This window comes from Marinobacter sp. LM1, assembly GCF_042763285.1.
GTDB lineage: Bacteria > Pseudomonadota > Gammaproteobacteria > Pseudomonadales > Oleiphilaceae > Marinobacter > Marinobacter nauticus.
In genome coordinates, this window is record NZ_CP114373.1 from 683,456 (window position 1) to 701,877 (window position 18,422).

General features: G+C 59.3%; 18 protein-coding genes. 4 read left to right on the forward strand and 14 right to left on the reverse strand.

The window, feature by feature from the left end:
- Nucleotides 1-28: 28 nt before the first annotated feature.
- The 10 genes from panC to dksA form a co-directional block, all read right to left on the reverse strand.
- The gene (gene panC / locus OZ656_RS03125; protein ID WP_278350742.1) at nucleotides 29-877 is read right to left on the reverse strand and encodes a pantoate--beta-alanine ligase; all 849 of its coding nucleotides are present in this window, start codon (nucleotides 875-877) and stop codon (nucleotides 29-31) included.
- Nucleotides 874-1,668 (reverse strand): 3-methyl-2-oxobutanoate hydroxymethyltransferase, encoded by a 795-nt coding sequence (panB, locus tag OZ656_RS03130; protein ID WP_278350741.1) that lies wholly within the window; start codon nucleotides 1,666-1,668, stop codon nucleotides 874-876. Before panB ends, panC begins: the two co-directional genes overlap by 4 nt.
- Nucleotides 1,669-1,805: 137 nt before the next feature.
- Nucleotides 1,806-2,303 (reverse strand): 2-amino-4-hydroxy-6-hydroxymethyldihydropteridine diphosphokinase, encoded by a 498-nt coding sequence (gene folK, locus OZ656_RS03135; protein WP_278350740.1) that lies wholly within the window; start codon nucleotides 2,301-2,303, stop codon nucleotides 1,806-1,808.
- Nucleotides 2,300-3,667 carry a polynucleotide adenylyltransferase PcnB gene (gene pcnB / locus OZ656_RS03140; RefSeq protein WP_014420451.1) on the reverse strand — a complete coding sequence of 456 codons (1,368 nt, stop codon included), beginning with the start codon at nucleotides 3,665-3,667 and terminating at the stop codon, nucleotides 2,300-2,302. The genes folK and pcnB overlap by 4 nt, the downstream gene beginning before the upstream one ends.
- A 93-nt stretch (nucleotides 3,668-3,760) precedes the next feature.
- The gene (locus OZ656_RS03145) at nucleotides 3,761-4,048 is read right to left on the reverse strand and encodes a hypothetical protein (RefSeq protein ID WP_141068050.1); all 288 of its coding nucleotides are present in this window, start codon (nucleotides 4,046-4,048) and stop codon (nucleotides 3,761-3,763) included.
- A gap of 328 nt (nucleotides 4,049-4,376) precedes the next feature.
- Complete coding sequence (locus OZ656_RS03150; RefSeq protein WP_121208295.1) at nucleotides 4,377-5,771, reverse strand: sigma-54 dependent transcriptional regulator; 1,395 nt, start codon at nucleotides 5,769-5,771, stop codon at nucleotides 4,377-4,379.
- Between the two features lie 7 nt (nucleotides 5,772-5,778).
- A complete protein-coding gene (locus OZ656_RS03155; RefSeq protein ID WP_379944943.1) occupies nucleotides 5,779-8,742 on the reverse strand; it encodes an ATP-binding protein in 2,964 nt (987 codons plus the stop codon).
- Complete coding sequence (locus OZ656_RS03160; RefSeq protein ID WP_011784202.1) at nucleotides 8,732-8,908, reverse strand: hypothetical protein; 177 nt, start codon at nucleotides 8,906-8,908, stop codon at nucleotides 8,732-8,734. The genes OZ656_RS03155 and OZ656_RS03160 overlap by 11 nt, the downstream gene beginning before the upstream one ends.
- A gap of 4 nt (nucleotides 8,909-8,912) precedes the next feature.
- Nucleotides 8,913-9,830 (reverse strand): tRNA glutamyl-Q(34) synthetase GluQRS, encoded by a 918-nt coding sequence (gene gluQRS / locus OZ656_RS03165; RefSeq protein WP_379944944.1) that lies wholly within the window; start codon nucleotides 9,828-9,830, stop codon nucleotides 8,913-8,915.
- Nucleotides 9,831-9,877: 47 nt separating this feature from the next.
- Nucleotides 9,878-10,318 (reverse strand): RNA polymerase-binding protein DksA, encoded by a 441-nt coding sequence (dksA, locus tag OZ656_RS03170; protein ID WP_011784204.1) that lies wholly within the window; start codon nucleotides 10,316-10,318, stop codon nucleotides 9,878-9,880.
- 172 nt (nucleotides 10,319-10,490) lie between these two features.
- Here dksA and sfsA point away from each other — a divergent pair, with 172 nt between their 5' ends.
- Nucleotides 10,491-11,222, forward strand: coding sequence for a DNA/RNA nuclease SfsA (gene sfsA / locus OZ656_RS03175; protein WP_113880572.1), 732 nt, complete (start codon nucleotides 10,491-10,493; stop codon nucleotides 11,220-11,222).
- On the opposite strand, the gene OZ656_RS03180 is transcribed toward sfsA, so the two are convergent.
- From OZ656_RS03180 to OZ656_RS03190, 3 genes are all read right to left on the reverse strand, one after another.
- A complete protein-coding gene (locus tag OZ656_RS03180) occupies nucleotides 11,206-11,577 on the reverse strand; it encodes a Rieske 2Fe-2S domain-containing protein (RefSeq protein ID WP_199453105.1) in 372 nt (123 codons plus the stop codon). The genes sfsA and OZ656_RS03180 overlap by 17 nt on opposite strands.
- On the reverse strand, nucleotides 11,574-11,942 hold the full coding sequence (locus OZ656_RS03185; protein ID WP_011784207.1) for a pentapeptide repeat-containing protein: 369 nt from the start codon (nucleotides 11,940-11,942) through the stop codon (nucleotides 11,574-11,576). The genes OZ656_RS03180 and OZ656_RS03185 overlap by 4 nt, the downstream gene beginning before the upstream one ends.
- 79 nt (nucleotides 11,943-12,021) lie before the next feature.
- Nucleotides 12,022-13,602 (reverse strand): AAA family ATPase, encoded by a 1,581-nt coding sequence (locus OZ656_RS03190; RefSeq protein WP_379944945.1) that lies wholly within the window; start codon nucleotides 13,600-13,602, stop codon nucleotides 12,022-12,024.
- Between the two features lie 130 nt (nucleotides 13,603-13,732).
- Between OZ656_RS03190 and mrcB the strand changes: the two genes are divergently transcribed.
- Both mrcB and OZ656_RS03200 read left to right on the forward strand, forming a co-directional pair.
- Nucleotides 13,733-16,051: a penicillin-binding protein 1B gene (gene mrcB / locus OZ656_RS03195; RefSeq protein ID WP_113880569.1), complete on the forward strand. Its 2,319-nt coding sequence runs from the start codon at nucleotides 13,733-13,735 to the stop codon at nucleotides 16,049-16,051.
- Nucleotides 16,048-16,629 (forward strand): tetratricopeptide repeat protein, encoded by a 582-nt coding sequence (locus tag OZ656_RS03200; protein ID WP_014420459.1) that lies wholly within the window; start codon nucleotides 16,048-16,050, stop codon nucleotides 16,627-16,629. The genes mrcB and OZ656_RS03200 overlap by 4 nt, the downstream gene beginning before the upstream one ends.
- Before the next feature lie 60 nt (nucleotides 16,630-16,689).
- On the opposite strand, the gene OZ656_RS03205 is transcribed toward OZ656_RS03200, so the two are convergent.
- The gene (locus OZ656_RS03205; RefSeq protein WP_278350733.1) at nucleotides 16,690-17,634 is read right to left on the reverse strand and encodes a DUF4382 domain-containing protein; all 945 of its coding nucleotides are present in this window, start codon (nucleotides 17,632-17,634) and stop codon (nucleotides 16,690-16,692) included.
- 268 nt (nucleotides 17,635-17,902) lie between these two features.
- Between OZ656_RS03205 and OZ656_RS03210 the strand changes: the two genes are divergently transcribed.
- A complete protein-coding gene (locus OZ656_RS03210) occupies nucleotides 17,903-18,418 on the forward strand; it encodes an RNA polymerase sigma factor (protein WP_379945197.1) in 516 nt (171 codons plus the stop codon).
- The last annotated feature ends 4 nt before the right edge of the window (nucleotides 18,419-18,422 follow it).

Here is an 18,422-nt window from a genome sequence, read left to right on the forward strand (position 1 = left end):
GTCTGGGGTAAAGCTCCATAGTGAGGTTTTAGCGCGTGATCGAGAGGTTGTCGATCAAACGGGTGGTTCCCAGAAACGCTGCGACCAGCAGTGTGAGTTCACGGTCTGCCTCGTTGGCGGGTTTCAGGGTCAGGCTGTTGACGATGTTGAAGTAGTCCGGCCTCAGCCCGGCCTCAGACAGTGCCTCGCGTGCCTCCTGCTCCAGGTTGCTGTAGTCGGTGCGCCCCTGTGCCAACTGGTCGGCGGTATGACTGAGCGTCCGGAACACCACCGGAGCGATGCCCCGCTCCTGCTCGGACAGATAGCCGTTACGGGAGCTCTTCGCCAGGCCATCGTCTTCCCGCACCGTCGGCGCGCCAATCACTTCCACCGGAATCATCAGATCCCGGGCAAGTTTGCGTATCACCGCCAACTGCTGAAAATCCTTTTCGCCAAACACGGCAATGTCGGGCTGGACCATGTTGAACAACATGGTAACCACGGTGGCCACGCCTTCAAAGTGGCCCGGCCGGCTGGCGCCACAGTGGCCCTCGCTGACTTCGGGAACCACCACCTTGGTCTGATTGGCGAGCCCTTCCGGGTAGATCTCTTCAACGCCCGGGGCGAAGACCAGAGTGTTGCCCGCTGCGGCCAGCTTATCCTGGTCGGCCGCCAGGGTTCTCGGGTAGGTGTCCAGGTCTTCATTGGCGCCGAACTGCATCGGGTTCACGAAAATACTGGTAACGACGATGTCGGAGGCCTCGGCCGCCTTGCGCACCAGCGAGATATGGCCCTCGTGCAGGTTGCCCATGGTGGGTACCAGGCCGATGGTCTTACCCTGCTGGCGATAGCCCCGCAGAATCGTGCGCAGTTCTTTGAGTGAGTGTACGGTTCTCATGCCTTGAACGTATGCTCCTCGGCTGGGAAAGTGCGTGCTTTGACGGCTTGGGCATAAGCCGCAATGGCTTCCGGGATGGAGTCGGTCTCGGCGAGGAAGTTCTTCACGAAACGGGGCTTGCGGCCGGTGGTGACGCCCAGCATGTCGTGCAGTACCAGTACCTGGCCATCGGTATCCGAGCCTGCTCCGATGCCGATGACCGGCGCCTTCACCGCCTGGGTGATACGGGCAGCGAGCGGGGCCGGTACACACTCCAGCAGGATGATGTCCGCACCGGCGGCTTCCAGCTCACAGGCATGCTCAATCATGGCTTCGGCGGCCTTTTCATCTCGTCCCTGTACCTTGTAGCCGCCGAACTTGTTGACGAATTGTGGCGTCAGGCCCAGGTGGGCACAAACAGGCACACCACGTTCGCTCAGGGCTTCGATGGTGTCCTTCATCCAGTCGGTGCCTTCCAGCTTGACCATGTGGGCGCCGGCGCGCATCAGCTCCGCGGCGTTGTCGAGGGCATCGGCAACGGTGCCGTAAGACATGAATGGCATATCGGCCATGATCAGGGCGCCTTTGTTGCCGCGGGCGACACAGCTGGTGTGGTACACCATCTGATCCATGGTCACCGGGAGCGTACTGTCGTGGCCTTGCAGTACCATACCAAGAGAGTCGCCAATCAGGATGACATCAACGCCAGCCTCGCTGACAACCTGGGCAAAGGTTGCATCGTAGGAGGTCAGTGCCGAGAAGGCTTCGCCTTTTTGCTTGTATTCCCGCAGGGTATTGATGGTAACTGCCATAAAATCCTTGCCTTTTGGGTGGATGGGCCAGTTTGGGACCGGGGTCGACCGGTACTCAGAGCGTTAATGTAAATCCCGGGTATATCAGACACAAGAGTAGCATGGTCTATCGTGCCTGGTGGTCATAACGGATGCGATCAGGGGCGCGCCTGGGCTGGCAGCTTGCGCAGCTGGTTGTCCGGGCAATCTCGGCGCAGTTCCGCAACGGTGGTGCCGTCCGGCAGTGCCAGGTCCGGAGCCAGGTCCAGCAGGGGTTGCAGGACGAAATCACGGTTGGCCAGTTCCGCGTGGGGAACGGTCAGGCGCGCGTCGTTGAGGGTTGTCTGACCAAACAGCAGCAGATCCAGATCCAGGGTGCGTGGTCCCCAGTGCCTCACTCGCTCACGGCCGTGGGCCTGTTCAATAGCTTGCAGGCAATCCAGCAGTTCGTGGGCAGACAGATCGGTACGCAGATGAACGGCACCGTTCACAAAATCCGGTTGATCCTGCGGGCCGACGGGGCGGCTGGCATAGAACGGAGATTGCGCGACCAGTGTGGATTTGGGTAAGCCCGCGAGTTCCGACACGGCTCTTGCCAGTTGGGCTGCAGGCTGTTCCAGATTGCTGCCCAGCCCAATATAGGCATCGACTGTCATGGCTGGGGCGGTTTTCTTGCAGGTTTGCGCTTGCGACGGCGCTTTTTCGGACCACCGGAGCCCAGCTCGGAAAGCATTTTTTCCTGCGCACGCTCATCCGCCTGCTGGAATTCCGTCCACCATTGCCCGAGGCCCGGCTCAATTTCGCCCGCGGCTTCCCGCACCAGCAGAAAATCGTAGGCCGCCCGGAAGCGCGGATGGGTCATGGTACCGAACGCACGTTTGCCCTGGCGACGGGGTAGCCGCATCTGCAGTTCCCAGATTTCTTTCATGGGGCCCGAGAAACGTTTCGGTATTGCGGTTGCCTGCACCTGGCGCCCGATTACCTTGCCGATGGCGCCGTGCAGCGCGGGCTGAACCGGATCGCCATTGTCCTGGCGCCTGCGCCATTCCACCTGCAGAGCCGGCCAGAGCATGGCCGCAAACAGGAAATACGGGGTCACTGATTTGCCCTGGGCAATCCGGGCATCGGTGTTGCGAAGGGCTTGCAGTATCAGTTCATCGGGTTCGCCGGCATCCAGTGCCCGGGCGGTCTCCGGGAACAGTGGGGCCAGCAGCCCATAATCCTGAAGCAGGCGATAGGTTGCCTCGCCGTGGCCGGCGGAGAACAGTTTGAGGACTTCATCGAACAGCCGGGCCGGAGGGATGTGCGCCAAGAGCGGGGCCAGCTCCCGAATGGGGGCCTCTGTTTCCGGTTCAATCTCGAAATCGAGTTTGGCCGCAAAACGAATGGCGCGCAGCATTCTCACGGGATCTTCCCGATAGCGGGTTTCCGGGTCGCCAATCAGGCGGATCTGACGGTTTTTCAGATCCTGCACGCCGTTGGCAAAGTCGATAATGGAGAAATCCCGGATGCAGTAATACAACGCATTGATGGTGAAGTCGCGCCGCAGTGCGTCTTCTTCCTGATTGCCATAGACATTATCCCGCAGTAACAGACCATGTTCACTGGTCTTGTGCTCGTCGTCGGCCAGGTCGTCATCGGTATCCCGGGCATTACCACGAAAGGTGGTTACTTCGATGATTTCCCGCCCGAACACCACGTGCACAATGCGAAAGCGGCGACCAATCAGGCGGGAGTTCCGGAACAGGTCGTGAACTTCTTCGGGTGTTGCGTTGGTGGCTATGTCGAAGTCTTTGGGTTGTCCGCCAAGGAGAATGTCGCGAACGCCACCGCCCACCAGATAGGCCTCGTAGCCGGACTTGTTCAGACGGTGCAGTACTTTCTTGGCCGGTTCACTGATCATGGAGCGGGAGACGTTGTGCTGATCCCGCGGGATCTCCTGCCGCTGGTAGTGGCGGGCTTTCTTCTTCCCGTTGCCGGGAATGAAGGAGCGTAGTTTTTCAACAAGTCGTTTAGGCATGGAATTCCGTGTTTGCGAAGCGCAAAAACGGGGATTTTAACGGTTTGCGCAGGAATTGCACATGTTTGACGGAAATGCCAGTGAATAAAGTGGTCATGGAGGCCTGTTGAGGGAAGGCTGTTTTTGGCAGTCCGGAAAATCAAAAGGCGGATCCGTTTTCACGAATCCGCCCTGAAAGCGTTGACGATCTGCATTGTTTTTGTTGTTGCCGGGATTCTTTTTGATTCTTTTACCCCACTGTGTTGTCCCCAAGATAAGGACCTTAAGCAATGCAAACGGAAAGCTTTGAATACATAGAGCGGCCAGGAACACGGTGCGGGTTATGGGAGTATCTGCAGTGTCGCCTGGAAGACGATTCTTCTCTACATCTACAACTCGCACGTGTCGTGGGACCCCTAAAAAGCATAGTACCCAAAACACTCAGTTCGCTTGCACCCTGTTCTTGTTTTTGTTGCCGGGCGCTCGTGCAGCTATTTGTTTTTGTTTTGGCGCTGCGTTGTCACTTTTGTTTTTGTTGTTGTGCGCTTAATAGAGTGCAGTGGTCGTGCCAGTTTTTAAAAATCCTTTTCAAACAGTGGGTTATGAAAATCAGGTATGTAAGTGTTACCCCGTATCTCGTAAAAGTGTTACCTGAATCTCATGATCTGAACAGGAAGTGTTACCGTGAGGAACAAGGGGTAACAACTGATTCCCGGTTCATTTCTTTGGCTCAGGCTTTCTTGCGAGGAATACCCAGGCGTTGCCGACGCTCCCAGAGTGACTTCCGGCTGATACCCAGCTTCTGCGCCAGCTCTGTTTCGCTCATTCGGTCCTGGTTCTCGAGCACAAAGTGCTGGAAGTAATCCTCCAGGGACAGATCGTTGGACGAATCGACATCCCGTGCAGGGGTTTGTTCATTATTGCCCTCAACCAGGGTTTCCGGGATGTATTCGTCGGCGGAGTCGCTGTCCAGGTCCAGTACCGCCGGGGTAATGACATCGCCATCGGTCAGGATTGAGGCCCGTTCGATGGCGTTTTCCAGTTCCCGGACGTTACCGGGCCAGCGGTAGCGTTCCAGGGCCTGCATGGCCTCCGGGCTCAGGGACAGCTCAGGACGGCCAAGCTTGCTGGCCTGGCGTTTCAGGAACCGGCGGGCCAGGCCCAGAATGTCGGCGCGGCGTTCCCGCAGGGGTGGTATGCGAATCTGCATCACGTTCAGCCGGTAGTAAAGGTCTTCCCGGAACTCGCCGGTTCTGGTCATGGCTTTCAGGTTTCGGTGGGTTGCGGCGATCATCCGCACGTCCACGGTCCGGCTCTGGGTGGAACCTACTTTGCGAATTTCGCTTTCCTGCAACACTCGCAGCAGGCGGGCCTGGGCTTCGGCGGGAAGTTCGCCGATTTCATCCAGGAACAGACTGCCGCCGTCTGCCGCTTCAATCAGCCCGGTGCGGGCCGAGACGGCGCCGGTAAAGGCGCCTTTCTCGTGGCCAAACAGTTCCGATTCGATCAGGCTTTCGGGAATGGCCGCGCAGTTTACGGAGATGAGCGGTTTGCTGGCTCGCGGGCTGAGCAGGTGCAGAGCCCGTGCCGCCAGTTCTTTACCGGTACCGGATTCGCCCTGGATAAGCACTGTGGTCTCGGTGGGGGCGACTTTGCGAATCAGGGTGAACACCTTCTGCATGGGCTCACACTGGCCAAACATGATCTCGGATGGGTCCGAGTCGGGCCCGCTCGTGCGGGCGGCATCACCAGGGCCGGTTATTTCATCGGAAGCCGAAGACTTGCGTGCCAGAATATTCTCTACAGCCGCGAGCATTTCGTCATGGTCGAAGGGTTTGGCAATGTAATCCACGGCGCCCATCTTCATGGAGTCGACTGCGGACCGCAAACTGGCATAACTGGTCATGATCAGTACCGGCGTGTTGGGGGCGCGGTTGATCATTTCCGTACCGGCGGCGCCCGGCAGGCGCAGATCGGTGATGACCAGGTCGAAGCTGTCCGGGTCGAGGCCCTCGGCTTCTTCCACCGAGACAGCATCTGCCACCTCATAGCCGGCGTGCTGGAGAAGTTTGCGAACCGCCGAGCGGATAATGTCTTCGTCTTCAACAATCAGAATACGGGGCATAGGGTGTTCACGACCTTTCGTTCGGGCTGCTGTAACCGCTGTCGGTATCAGGCTCGTAGGCAGGCAGGCGGAGTCTTACGCAGGTGCCCAGGCCGGTTTCCGGGTTGGCCGGGCTTTCCACCTGGATGTTGCCATAGTGCTCTTCAATGATGCTGTACACCAGTGACAGGCCAAGTCCGGTTCCTTTGTTGGGGGCCTTGGTGGTGTAAAACGGTTCGAAAATATGATCCAGCTGGTCTGCCGGTATGCCGGAGCCTTCGTCAATGACCTCGATGATAGCGGAGTAGCCGTCGGCCTTTCCAGCAACCCGGATGGTACCGCCGTCTGGGGAGGCGTCCCGGGCGTTGGCCAGCAGGTTGATGAATACCTGCACCAGCCGTTGTTCATCTCCCAGCACCTGCAGGCTGGTGGGGCACTCGTTCAGAAAACTGATGCCAAGCCCCTTGTCACTGAGCGACAGCAGGTTGATGGATTCATCAATGCAGCGGTGCAGGCTGACCGGCTCATAACGGTTGGCGTGGGCGTGGTTGCCGGTACGTGCGAAGTTCATCAGCGACTGCAGGATGGTGGATATGCGTCGGGTTTGCTGCTGGATCTGGTCTGCGGTTTCCAGAATGGAGGGATCATCGGTTTCCAGTTTCAGGTTCTGGGCCAGAGACGAGATGCCGGTGACGGGATTACCGATTTCGTGAGCGACGCCGGCCGCGAGGCGACCCACCGAAGCGAGGCGCTCGCTGTGCATCAGTTCATCTTCCAGCAGGCGGGTTTCGGTCTGGTCTTCCACCAGAATGATCGAGCCGCCTTCAGTGTGATCCGGGCCGCTCAATGCTGCCTTGTGCAGGTTCAGCCAATGTGGCTTGCCGCGAAGATCCAGCCGGTGTTTGTAACGGTGCAGATCGTCACCCCGGTTGAAGTCGTCCAGCAGCGCGTGCCAGTGTTCCGGCAAGGCCAGTAGTTTGGCTCCGACCACTTCCTCAGCGGAAATGTTGGTGAGGCTTTCCATGGCATGGTTCCACATCAGAATCTCGCCATCTTCACCCACTGAACAGGCGGGGATGGGCAGATTCTGCAGGGTCTGCCGGTAGTGGCGGCGAAGGTTGTCCAGTTCGCCGGCCAGGCCAGTGAGCTGATTCTGGTAATCGCCCAGAGCCCGCTCCACGTAGCGAATGTCCTGCCCGGTACCTCCATGGGTCAGCGGTTTGAAGCCCAGATGGCGCTTGACGATGTCCCGGGCGACCGAAGGCCCCAAAAGGCCTGACAGATTGATTTCCACCTGATCCCGCAACCGCCGCAACTGGTAAGGCCGGAACTCGACATTGGGTAGCTTGAGCTGGTTCAGGGCCCGCTCCACTTCCCGGCGGGCGACCCGGATGCCCAGTGGCTCGGCCAGTTGCTGCACGAATTCGTTGGAGGATGCTGCCAGCAGTTCCCGCCGCTGCGGCCGGGACAGGGCGCCCAGCGAGCACGCCTGAGCGGCACTGGTTTCCTCCGGTGACGCCGGGCTGAGAATTGAGACCAGCGCGAACACACTGATGTTGGCGGTCAGGCTGACGAAGGTGAACAGGTGCCAGTTGTCGTAGCCGGGCGTAACCGGCAACTCAAGCCAGGACAGGATGTCTGCCGCCACCGAGAAAGGCAACACCAAGGTGATCAACCAGATGAACAGGCCGGTAAACAGGCCGGCAATCAGGCCACGGCGGTTGCCTTCCGGCCAGTAGATGACGCCAAGCGCGCCCGGCAGCAGCTGCAGTGTGCCGGAGAGCGATATGGCGCCCAGAATGGACAGGTCCAGATGCTGGCCAATGGTTTCATGGAACAGCAGGGCCAGAAACAGGATAACGGCAATCAGCAAGCGCTTGACCCACTGCAGCCAGCGATAGATGTCACCTTGATCCCGGGGCGTCTTGAGTGGCAGGACAACGTGGTTCAGCACCATGCCGGACAGGGCCAGGGTGCTGACGATCATCAGTCCGCTGGCGGCGGAAAGCCCGGCAATGTACATGGCCATGGTCAGGACGGGGCTCTCCAGGGCCTGGGCTACGCCGATACTGAAAAAGGCCGGCGGAGCGTCAACCGACAGCGCCTGGCCACCCCAGACAATCAGCGGCACCGGCAGGCCGACCAGCAGCAGGTACAGTGGCAGCCCCCAGCTGGCCTTTGCGAGGGCCCGGGGGGACGGGTTCTCACTGAAAGTCATGTGGTACATGTGGGGGAGCACCAGGGCCGCGGCGAACGACATCAGCAGCAGTGCCCGCCAGCTTCCGTCATTAATTGCCATGGTCATGGTGGCTTCCGGATGTGAAGTTTCCGCCAACCAGGCCTCAAGCCCGTTGGTACCACCGAAAACCGAGAACAGGATAACGCCGCCTAAAACCAGGAGGGCAACCACCTTCACCAGAGAGTCGAAGGCGATGGCCAGTACCAGCCCCTGATGGTTGCCGGAGGCCTGATGGCGACGGGCACCGAACAGCATGGTGAACAACACCACAATCAGGCTGAACATGACGCTGATGACTTTCGGCGGCGCATCCGGGGCGAGCAGGCTGGCCGACACCGAGACTGCCTGAATCTGCATGCTCAGCAAGGCCAGAATGGCTGCAGCAGAACACAGGGTGACCAGGGTGCCCGCCCACTGGCTGCGGTAACGATAGGCAAAAAGATCGGCCAGCGACGTCAGCTGGTAGGCGCGGCCTATGCGGAGGATCGGGTTGAGCAGAACCGGTGCCAGCAGGAAAGCGCCGCTGATGCCCAGGTAATAGGCCAGGAAGCCGTAGCCGGAGTCCGCTGCCATACCAATGGCGCCGTAAACGGCCCAGATGCCGGCATAAACGCCAAGGCTGAGGGTATAGATCAGTGGGTGGCGTACCCAACGACGCAATAACGTGCCCCGTTCGGTGCCCCAGGCAATGCCGAACAGAACGATCAGATAAAGCAGGCTGGCCAGCAGCAGGCCGGTGGCGCTAAAACTCATTGGGATCCCGCCGCCATTCCAGCCAGAAACCGATGGCAATCAGCCCGCCCCAGATCACGAAGGGGCTGTACCAGGCATTCTCCGGCGATGTCCACCAGTCCAGAATATTGGGCGAAAAAATGTAGATAGCCAGTACCAGCAGAAATACCAGGCGGTAGATATACATCGGGTTATCGGTCCGAAGGCGAAAGTGTCCCGCCGGTTATACCACGGGCCTGCCCGGATGTCAGGGGAATGGCGCTCCGTTGCCAGTGGGCCTCGGCCCAACTGAGAACCTCTTCAACTGTGGCGCGAGCCAGGGTTGGCTCCGGTTGCTGGCCCAGGGCCTGAAGTGCCAGAAACAGATTCCGGGCAGGGTGATCGTCATCCAGGGCCGGAGCGTGGGTCTGCTTGCTGAGTTTCTGGCCTTGTTCGTTGACGATTACCGGAATGTGCAGCCAATGGGGTGGCTCGGCACCCAGGGCCCGGAAGATCTGTTGTTGCTGAGCGGTCATGTCGAGCAGGTCAGAGCCGCGAACCACATGGCTGATGCCCTGGTCGATATCGTCGACAACCACTGCCAGCTGATAGGCGTAGAAGCCTTCCTTGCGCAGAATGACCGGATCGTCCAGTTCGGCGTGCACCATCTGTACCTGGGGGCCAAGCAGATCGTCCTGCCAGTGACTTGCTTCCTCTTCGAGGGCAAAGCGAACGGCGTGTGGGCCATCCCCGGGGCTGGTGTCACCTCGCCGGCACCGATTGGGATGGTAGCCGTGGTTGTCTCTGAGTTGTTTGCGTGAGCACCGGCAGCGATAGGCTTTGTTCTGCGCCAGCAGGGTTTCGATGGCACTCTGGTAGGCGTCGTGTCGCCGGGACTGGAAGCGGACGGATTCGTCGGGGAAAAGGCCGTGGCATTCCAGTGAGTGCAGTATCTGGCCGGTGGCTTCCGGGGGTTCTCTCAGTGGGTCAAGGTCTTCAATGCGAACCAGCCAATCACCGCGGGCAAGCTTTGCTTCCAGCCAGCTGGCCAGAGCCGTGACCAGGGAGCCAAAGTGCAGTGGGCCGGTGGGAGACGGGGCAAACCGCCCGCGGTAACGTGAAGTCGCCATAGGCGTAGGTGGGCCGGCAGCACAAACACGGCCGGCCCGGGGAAGCGTCAGATGCCGGTCTGGCGTTCGCGGATCTCAGCCAGGGTCTTGCAATCGATGCACAGAGTGGCCGTCGGGCGGGCCTCCAGACGACGAATGCCAATTTCCACACCACACTGGTCGCAGAAACCGTAGTCGTCCTTGTCGATGCGATCGATGGTCTGGTCGATTTTCTTGATCAGCTTCCGCTCGCGGTCTCGGGTGCGCAGTTCCAGGCTGAACTCTTCTTCCTGGGTTGCGCGATCGCTGGGATCCGCGTAGTTTGCTGCGTCTTCCTGCATGTGGTGCATGGTGCGGTCGACTTCTTCCATCAGCTCCTGCTTCCATTGCAGCAGCAGATCTTTGAAGTGCTGGAGCATTTCCGCACTCATGTAGTCTTCACCCTTCTTCATTTCATAAGGGGTGAAGTTGGTAAAACGTTCGCGTGGTTGTTCTGCAGTGTTTGCCATTGAACCCGGCCTCTTGTTTGTACTTCACAAGAACGCTTTGCTTCCCTCCGCGCCAGTGTGGCTGCGCGGTTTTACCCTGGATAGCATTCGTCCTGAAACGGGAATTTGCGGAAAATAGCAGATAAGTCACAGGGGTGCCAGCCTTGTGACACGTACTTTTTGCGGAGAGCACATGAAGTTTCCTGAACCTTTGGTAGAAGGGCGGCTGATTCGCCGCTACAAACGCTTCCTGGCGGACGTGCAATTGCCGGATGGCACTGAGGTAACCGCCCACTGCCCCAACACCGGTTCCATGCTGGGGTGCCAGCCGGAAAATGCCCGGGTGTGGTTGAGCCGGAGTGACAATCCCAAGCGTAAGCTCCAGTACACCTGGGAGCTGGTGGAGACTGCGCCGGGGGTGCTTGCCTGCGTGAATACGGCACGCCCCAACGCCCAGGCCCGCGCCGCTATCGAAGCCGGGGTGGTGCAGAGCCTGGCCGGCTATTCCCAATGCCGGGCAGAGGTGCGTTACGGTTCGGAAAAAAGCCGGATCGACCTGTTGTTGTCTGGCCATGACCACGAACCCGATGCCTGGGTGGAGGTAAAAAACGTTACTTTGGCGGAAGGAGGGGAAGGTTATTTCCCGGACGCCGTCACCGAGCGCGGTCAGAAACACCTGCGGGAACTGATGGCTCAGGTGCAAGAGGGTGATCGGGCGGTGCTGTTTTTTGTGGTGAACCACACCGGGATCGAGCAGGTCCGGCCTGCGGATCATATTGATGCCCGCTATGGTCAGCTGCTTCGAGAAGCCTGCGAAGCAGGGGTGGAGGTGATCGCCTATCGGGCTGCACTGGCCGGTGAAGATGGCAACCCTTCGGGGCGCCTGGAGCTGGTTGAGGAGGTGCCGGTCAGTCTGGAACCCTGACCTGCACCTCACCATCGTGCAGGCGAATGTCCAGGGCGGAGAGCGCATCGCCCTGGCAGGGGCCCGCAATGCATTCACCAGTACCGGGCTTGAACAGGGCGCCGTGAGTGGAGCACTGGATAAACAGATTGTCGCTGTCCATGAATCGGCCCGGCATCCAGTTCAGTTCAATACCCAGATGAGGGCAAACGTTAAGGTAGGCCCGGGGAGTGGTGCCATCCAGAAAGGCGAAACCGGTGAGGGGCATGCCGGCCGGTTCTTTCGCTTTCTCTTTCAGGCGAAATTCCAGGAACTGGCCGGGAACAAGCTCGCTCGCCGGCGCGACGGTTTGCCAGTTGGCTAAGTGAGCACTCATTTTGGCAGGATGGCGTAACGCATGCGGGTGCCGTGGTTGAGTGACATCACAATTTCATCGGCTTCCAGGCGGTGCGGGAAATAGCAGCCGGAAATCTTGGCGCTGGCAATGCTGGCACCTTCCATTCTCGATTTCGAGAAATCAATGCCGCGGAGGTCGGCGCCGCGGAAGTAGCCATGGCGGAAATCCAGGCCCTTTGCGTCCATGCCGCGCAGGTCCAGCCCGCGGAAATCGCCATGGGCGAAGCTCGGAAGCTCGCTCAGTTTGGCTTTCTCGGCATTAAAGGCGTCCATATCCTCGCTACGGAGCAGGTCGTACAGGGGGTGGTCTATATGCTGGAGATCGCTTTCCTGAATATCGTCCATCTTGCACCTCGCACGGACAGCAGGGTTTGTTTTTAGTGTCAGTATAGTGCGCCCTGCCAAAATGGCAGGGCAGCTCGGATCAGGCCGGGCCGGCCATGCCCAGATGCTGGCGGATGCGATCAGCAACCGCCTCGGCAACGTGCTCATCCTCGGTGTGCAGGTGCACCGTGTGGGTTTTCTCCTCAGTGGTCAGCGGCTCAAACCAGCTTTGCTGAGCATCCAGCAACTCTTCCGTTGCCTCCGAGGCATCACCTTTGCGTTTGCGCACCCACTCCCGGCGCAGAGCTTCCGGCGCCTCGCAATGCAGTAGAGCGAAGGGCACCCCCTGATTTTCGGCCACATCGGCAAATTGAGCCCGCTCCTTCTCTTTCAGACAGGCCGCATCGACAATGACAGATAGCCCTGAAGCCAGCAGCTCTCCGGCCAGCTCCGCCAGGTGCGCGTAGGTTTTTTCGGTTGCTTCCGGGCTGTAAAGATCGGTACCCAGGCCCGACTTGCTGTCGTCCAGAGGCCCCAGGCCGTGCAGGCGTTTGCGCTCTACGTCAGAGCGCAGGCGAATCAGCCCGAGTTCCTCCGCCATGGCGGCACTGACGCAGGTCTTGCCGCTGGCGGAAAGGCCGGTGGTGGCCAGCAGGTAATGATTCGGTATGGCGCCGTAATCCTCCGCCAGTTGGGCGTAGCTCCGGTAACGCTGCATCAGGTCGGTTTTCTCGGCCTCGCTCAGGTTCGGGTTGCCCAGGGTGAACAGGGCGATTTTGGCCCGCACCATGGCGCGGTACGCCTTGTACAGGGGGAGCAAGGCCAGGCCTTCAAAATCACCGCGGTATTCCAGATAGGTGTTCAACACCCGGTTCGCCAGCGCCGGTTCCTGGTGGGATTCCAGGTCCATAAGCAGGAAAGCCAGATCATTCATCACGTCAATCCAGCGGAACGGCTCGTTGAACTCGATGCAGTCAAACACCGTCACCTGATCATTGAACACGGTAATGTTGGCCAGGTGCAGGTCGCCATGGCACTCTCGTACCAGCCCGTTTTCCCGTCTGTGGGCGATTAAGTCCCGGCAGCGTTCGAAGGTGGTGCGGGTCCAGTCTTCCAGGTTGTCCAGCTGCGCCAGTAACCCGGCATCATCCAGCATGGGGCGGATCTGGTCGAAGTTTTCCTGCATGGCGGCATACACCGCCTCCGGGGTGCCCAGTGGCTTATCGTCGGCGACCGGCGGCAGGCTTTTGTGAAAGTCTGCAACCTGGCGGGCAAGATTGGTGAGCAGTTCTGCAGGCAGGTCGTCGCGTTCCTGGCGCACATCAAACAGCTGGCTCTGATCGAACTGGCGCATGCGAATGGCGTACTCGAAAGGGGTGCCGTCACCGCCCAGCCGAGGTTGTTCCGGGGTGCCGGTAATAGGCACCACCTCCAGATAGAGTTCGGCCGCCAGGCGACTGTTCAGTCGCAGCTCTTCCTCGCAGAAGCGTTTGCGGCGTTCCAGGGTGGAAAAATCCAGGAACCCGAAATCCATGGGTTTCTTGATCTTGTAGGCAAAGTCACCGGTAAGCAGAACCTGTGAGATATGGGTCTCAATCACGCGGAATTCATTGACCGGATGATCGTAGAGTTCCGGGTTCTGCAGTGCCTTGATCAGTGTATCCGGGCCGTTGGCGCTCACGTTGTGCTCCTGGAATCCTTGAAGTTGTTGATTTTTCGTTTTTTGGAGGGCTCCACTATAACGGGCAGATTACAGAAATAACACACACCAGACCTGCCGATAGCGGTGCCCCCTTCGATATAATCCCGCCATGAGTAAAAAAACGCCTCCCCGCAAGAAAAAAACCGAATCCAGTCCTCGCCGCAAACGCTCCGGTCTCTGGCGCTTTCTGTTTCGCGCAGCTGCCCTGTGTCTTGTGCTGCTGGCGGGATGGATGGTCTATCTCGATGCCGTAGTGACCTCCCGCTTCGAAGGACGTCGCTTTGAAGTACCCTCCCGGGTGTACGCCCGGCCCCTGGAACTCTACGACGGTGCCGGTATCAGCGCCGCCGCGCTGGTCCGTGAACTGGAGCTTGCAGGCTATCGCTCGGGCGACGGTCGTCGGCCCGGAACCTGGCAGCGAAATGGCGACCGTTTTGTCATCAGCACCCGGGGTTTTTCTTTCCCGGATGGCAAGGAGCCCAGACGGCGTCTGTCACTGGTGGTTCGTGGTGATCGGGTAGATTCGTTTTCCGTGATGGAGGGTGACAGCTCTCCGATTGTTCGGCTGGAGCCGGCTCAGATTGGCGGAATATACCCGTCCCATCGGGAGGATCGGATTCTGGTGGAGCTGGATGAGGTGCCCGAGTCCATGATTGCCGGTCTGATGGCTGTGGAGGACCGACAGTTCTACGAGCATTTCGGCATCGCGCCACTCTCCATTGCGCGGGCGATGGTGGCGAACATCAAGGCCGGTCGAATAGTTCAGGGCGGCAGTACACTGACCCAGCAACTGGTGAAGAACTTTTTCCTGACCCGGGAGCAAACCCTTCTGCGCAAGGGCAACGAAGCCCTGATGTCGGTATTGCTGGAGTTGCATTATGACAAGGACGACATCCTCGAAACCTACCTGAATGAAGTTTATCTGGGCCAGGCAGGCACTCGCAGCATTCATGGTGTTGGCCTGGCCAGCCAGTTTTTCTTCGGCGAGTCGCTGAAGGATATTGATGTCCACCAGATTGCCCTGCTGATTGGCATGGTCAAAGGCCCCAGTTATTACAATCCGCGCCGGCACCCGGAACGGGCCAGGGCGCGGCGTAACCTGGTGCTGGACGAGATGGCTGAGGCCGGGGTTATTTCCGGGCAAGAGGCCAGGGAGGCGAGTGCAAGGCCTCTCGGCCTCAGCGCAAAACCGTCCTATACCGATAATCGCTACCCGGCCTATATCGACCTGGTACGCCGACACCTGGCGCGGGACTACCGGGAGGAAGACCTGCAGAGCGAGGGCCTGAGAATATTCACCACCCTGAATCCGGAAGTTCAGCAGGCCGCTGAGAAGGCGGCAACCGATACCTTGCCTCGCCTGGCGTCGGGTGAGGTGGCCGAGGCGCTGGAAGCGGCGGTGGTTGTCACCGCCAAGGATACCGGCGAGGTGTTGGCGCTGGTGGGGGGCAAAGACCCCCGCTTTGCCGGTTTTAACCGGGCAGTTGACGCCCGGAGGCCTATCGGTTCGCTGGTGAAGCCTTTTATCTACCTGACGGCGCTGTCTCAGCCGGAGCGCTACACCTTGATTTCGCCGGTTCAGGATAAGGCCTTCACCCTCGAGTTTGACGATGGTCGGCGCTGGCAGCCGCAGAACTATGATGGCAAGGAGCGTGGCCTGGTGCCCTTGCATGAAGCTCTGTCCCGTTCGTACAACCTGCCGGCCGTGCGTGTAGGGCTGGATGTGGGCATACCGGCGGTGCAGGAGACGCTGAGGGCCTTTGGGGTGACCACGCCTATTTCGGATTATCCGTCGATGCTTCTGGGTTCCATTTCCCTGTCGCCGGTGGATGTCGCGCAGCTGTATCAGGGTCTGGCAACCTCCGGTTTCAATACGCCCCTGCGTACCATTCGGGAAGTCACCGATGCCGCGAATGAGCCTTTGTCCCGGTATAGCCTGAAAGTGGATCAGGTGGCCGATCCTGCCGCGGTGCATCTGGTGCAGTATGTTATGCAGGAAACGATGCAGGAAGGCACGGGCCGGTCAGCCTACTACCGGTTACCGGATTCCCTGACACTGGCGGGCAAGACCGGTACTACTGACGATGGCCGTGATTCCTGGTTCGCCGGTTTCAGCGGCGACCTGCTGGCGGTCGCCTGGGTCGGCCGTGATGATAACGGCCCGACCGCGTTGACCGGGGCTTCCGGCGCCTTGCCGGTCTGGTCTGCCACCATGGCGCAGATTCCCCAGCACGGTTTCTCACCGGTGATGCCCGATGGCGTTCAGTATCACTGGGTGAACCCGGGCGAACAGGCGCTGACCGGCGAAAACTGCGACAATGCCCGGCTGATTCCGTTTATCGCCGGCAGCGAGCCGGAACAGCACACAGGCTGCAACGGCAGTCTTGGCCGGCAAATTCGAGGTTGGTTTGAAGGATTGTTTCAATGAATAAACAAGTGATTATACGGTCAGCCTGTCTGGCCCTGTTTGTCGGCCTGGCCGGTGGTTGCGCCACGGGGCCGGGTGGCGGCTCCATCTATGTGCCCGTGGGGGGCGATGACCGCCGTTCGGCGCCGGAACCACCACGCACCAATATTCCTGATGAACAGGACGAACAGGTATGGCGCAAGAGTGAGCAACCGACGGTCACTGAGCCGGACTCGCCGAGCACCCGGGCGCCCAGCTACAGCGAATCCGGTGACCAGTTGCCGGCCGCCGCGCTCACGTTGGTGCGTGATGCTGATCAGCGCCTTCGGCAGGGTGATTCCGCCGGCGCCATCGCCCGACTGGAACGTGCCCAGCGCATTGCGCCAAGATCTTCCGAAGTCTATTTCAAGTTGGCCGAGGCTTACGTTGCCGGGGACAATCTGGGGGCGGCGGAGCAGTTTACTCTGAAGGGACTCTCGTTGGCGGGCAACGATGAACGCATGCAGCGTTCAGGCTGGTTGCTACTGGCGGATATCCGCCGGGCTCGCGGTAACGTGGCGGGGGCCGATCAGGCTGAGGCCAGGGCTGCTGCGTTGTAACTCGGGTTGACGGAATGAATGTTCAGAGACCGTCCCTGGCCTCTGAACGCCACAGCAAAATCAGGGCTGTGGTATGGGGTCTGCCACGGTTGTTTCACCGGCAACAACGGAGACGTTCTGTTGCCCATCAAACTCCAGAGCTTCATCGGTCTCGTTGTTGTCCAGCTGGCAGCTGTAGGCGATGGTGTACTGGCCTTCGGTCAGGAATGCTGCGGTCCACTCATAGAGAGATCCAGATTCCTGAGCGGTGACCGGAACCACCATCAACGGGTTGGTGCCATCGCGAGTGACGTTCAGGTCAATCGGTTCGACATCAGCGCCTTCGTATACGTAAACGGCACCTTCGTAATTGGGGCTACAGTCGGTTAATTCACCATTTGTATCGGCAGTACCTCGGGTTTGCACAATATTTGTGTAATCAACCGTGCCTTCTATTTCACCGACCTCAAGATTGTTTACCAGCCGAAGCACAGGCTTGAGCATGTAATCAGCCAGGGCATTTCCGGGTGGATTTACAATGGATTTCCGCACATCGAAATCGATGGTGAAGTTGTTGCTGGAATCAGCCGCCACCACGAAGTCGCCTTTCAGCTTCAGTCCGCTCTGCTCACCTGAGGGAACGGCAAGGGTGAACTGGCTGTCGCCATCGCTTTCTTTGGTCACGTAGGAGTTGTCGGTGTCGATAATCAGCCGGATTTCGTTATAGACCCCGGCCGGCACTTCCTCGTTGGTGATCAGTGGCTCGGTTACACCGCCTTGCAGTGTGAGCAGGTCAACCACACCGGTTTCATCGAGGCTGAATTCCAGCCAGTCACCGTCGGCCGGCTTGAGCCGGATGGCATTGAACGCGATGTTGACGCTGGACAGCTCCATGGTCGGGGCGTCGGTCAGTCCAACGGAGACCGAGCCGGTCTCACCCGATGATGAGGAACCGCCGCTACCACCGCATGCCACCAGTGCGCTGGTTAGCGCAGAAACGACAAATACTCTGCTCAGTTGCTTCATAAAACCCTCCGGTTTTTTGGTCCAGTTCTGGCCTGGTCGTTGGGTGCCAGTCAGAACCCAACGCAGAGGGTTTGAAAAAGGTTCCGGTTGTTGCATTAACATTCGGCCATAAATCCGTCATTATCGCCTGGAGTGCACACAGGGCGGGCGTAAGATAGACTGCCCTCTTCCAGAATTTCGATCAGGCAGTTGGTCTTTGGCAATTTTCCCTTTCCGCCCGTCCGCACAGAAACGTTTCCATCGGTTGGTTCAGCCCCACCTCGAGGGGATGTATGCGTTTGCCTACCGTTTGACCGGAACCCGTCAGGACGCTGAGGATCTGGTGCAGGATGTGGTCGTCAAACTGTATCCCCGATTATCCGAACTGGAGACGGTGGAACAGCTTCGACCCTGGCTGAACCGTGTGCTTTATCGTCAGTTTGTGGATTCGATTCGCCGCAGGGGGCGCCGTGCCGACCGGGCAGCCAGTGAACTCATGGAGGCGGACCACCAGGCGGATTGGTTCGATGCGCTGGAATCTGATGATGCCACGCCAGAACTTGTCTTCGATCAGTCGCGCCTCGGCTTCATGCTGGACGAGGCTATGGACCGGCTTTCGCCAGATCAGAGAACCTTGCTGCTTCTGCATGATGTTGACGGCTGGCGACAGGAGGATGTGGCCGAGGTACTGGGTGTTGCGGTTGGTACCGTGAAGTCGCGATTACATCGCAGCCGCGCCACGTTGAGAAAACACCTGCAACAGCGTTTGGAACCGGAAAGCGACAACCGGCGTGTTGAGGAGTGAGGTG

Excerpts from the sequence above, each read along its gene's own strand:
- panC (WP_278350742.1), bottom strand. The coding sequence starts at position 877 with ATGAGAACCGTACACTCACTCAAAGAACTGCGCACGATTCTGCGGGGC.
- panB (WP_278350741.1), bottom strand. The coding sequence starts at position 1,668 with ATGGCAGTTACCATCAATACCCTGCGGGAATACAAGCAAAAAGGCGAA.
- folK (WP_278350740.1), bottom strand. The coding sequence starts at position 2,303 with ATGACAGTCGATGCCTATATTGGGCTGGGCAGCAATCTGGAACAGCCT.
- pcnB (WP_014420451.1), bottom strand. The coding sequence starts at position 3,667 with ATGCCTAAACGACTTGTTGAAAAACTACGCTCCTTCATTCCCGGCAAC.
- OZ656_RS03150 (WP_121208295.1), bottom strand. The coding sequence starts at position 5,771 with ATGCCCCGTATTCTGATTGTTGAAGACGAAGACATTATCCGCTCGGCG.
- OZ656_RS03155 (WP_379944943.1), bottom strand. The coding sequence starts at position 8,742 with ATGAGTTTTAGCGCCACCGGCCTGCTGCTGGCCAGCCTGCTTTATCTG.
- OZ656_RS03160 (WP_011784202.1), bottom strand. The coding sequence starts at position 8,908 with ATGTATATCTACCGCCTGGTATTTCTGCTGGTACTGGCTATCTACATT.
- gluQRS (WP_379944944.1), bottom strand. The coding sequence starts at position 9,830 with ATGGCGACTTCACGTTACCGCGGGCGGTTTGCCCCGTCTCCCACCGGC.
- dksA (WP_011784204.1), bottom strand. The coding sequence starts at position 10,318 with ATGGCAAACACTGCAGAACAACCACGCGAACGTTTTACCAACTTCACC.
- sfsA (WP_113880572.1), top strand. The coding sequence starts at position 10,491 with ATGAAGTTTCCTGAACCTTTGGTAGAAGGGCGGCTGATTCGCCGCTAC.
- OZ656_RS03180 (WP_199453105.1), bottom strand. The coding sequence starts at position 11,577 with ATGAGTGCTCACTTAGCCAACTGGCAAACCGTCGCGCCGGCGAGCGAG.
- OZ656_RS03185 (WP_011784207.1), bottom strand. The coding sequence starts at position 11,942 with ATGGACGATATTCAGGAAAGCGATCTCCAGCATATAGACCACCCCCTG.
- mrcB (WP_113880569.1), top strand. The coding sequence starts at position 13,733 with ATGAGTAAAAAAACGCCTCCCCGCAAGAAAAAAACCGAATCCAGTCCT.
- OZ656_RS03200 (WP_014420459.1), top strand. The coding sequence starts at position 16,048 with ATGAATAAACAAGTGATTATACGGTCAGCCTGTCTGGCCCTGTTTGTC.
- OZ656_RS03205 (WP_278350733.1), bottom strand. The coding sequence starts at position 17,634 with ATGAAGCAACTGAGCAGAGTATTTGTCGTTTCTGCGCTAACCAGCGCA.
- OZ656_RS03210 (WP_379945197.1), top strand. The coding sequence starts at position 17,903 with ATGTATGCGTTTGCCTACCGTTTGACCGGAACCCGTCAGGACGCTGAG.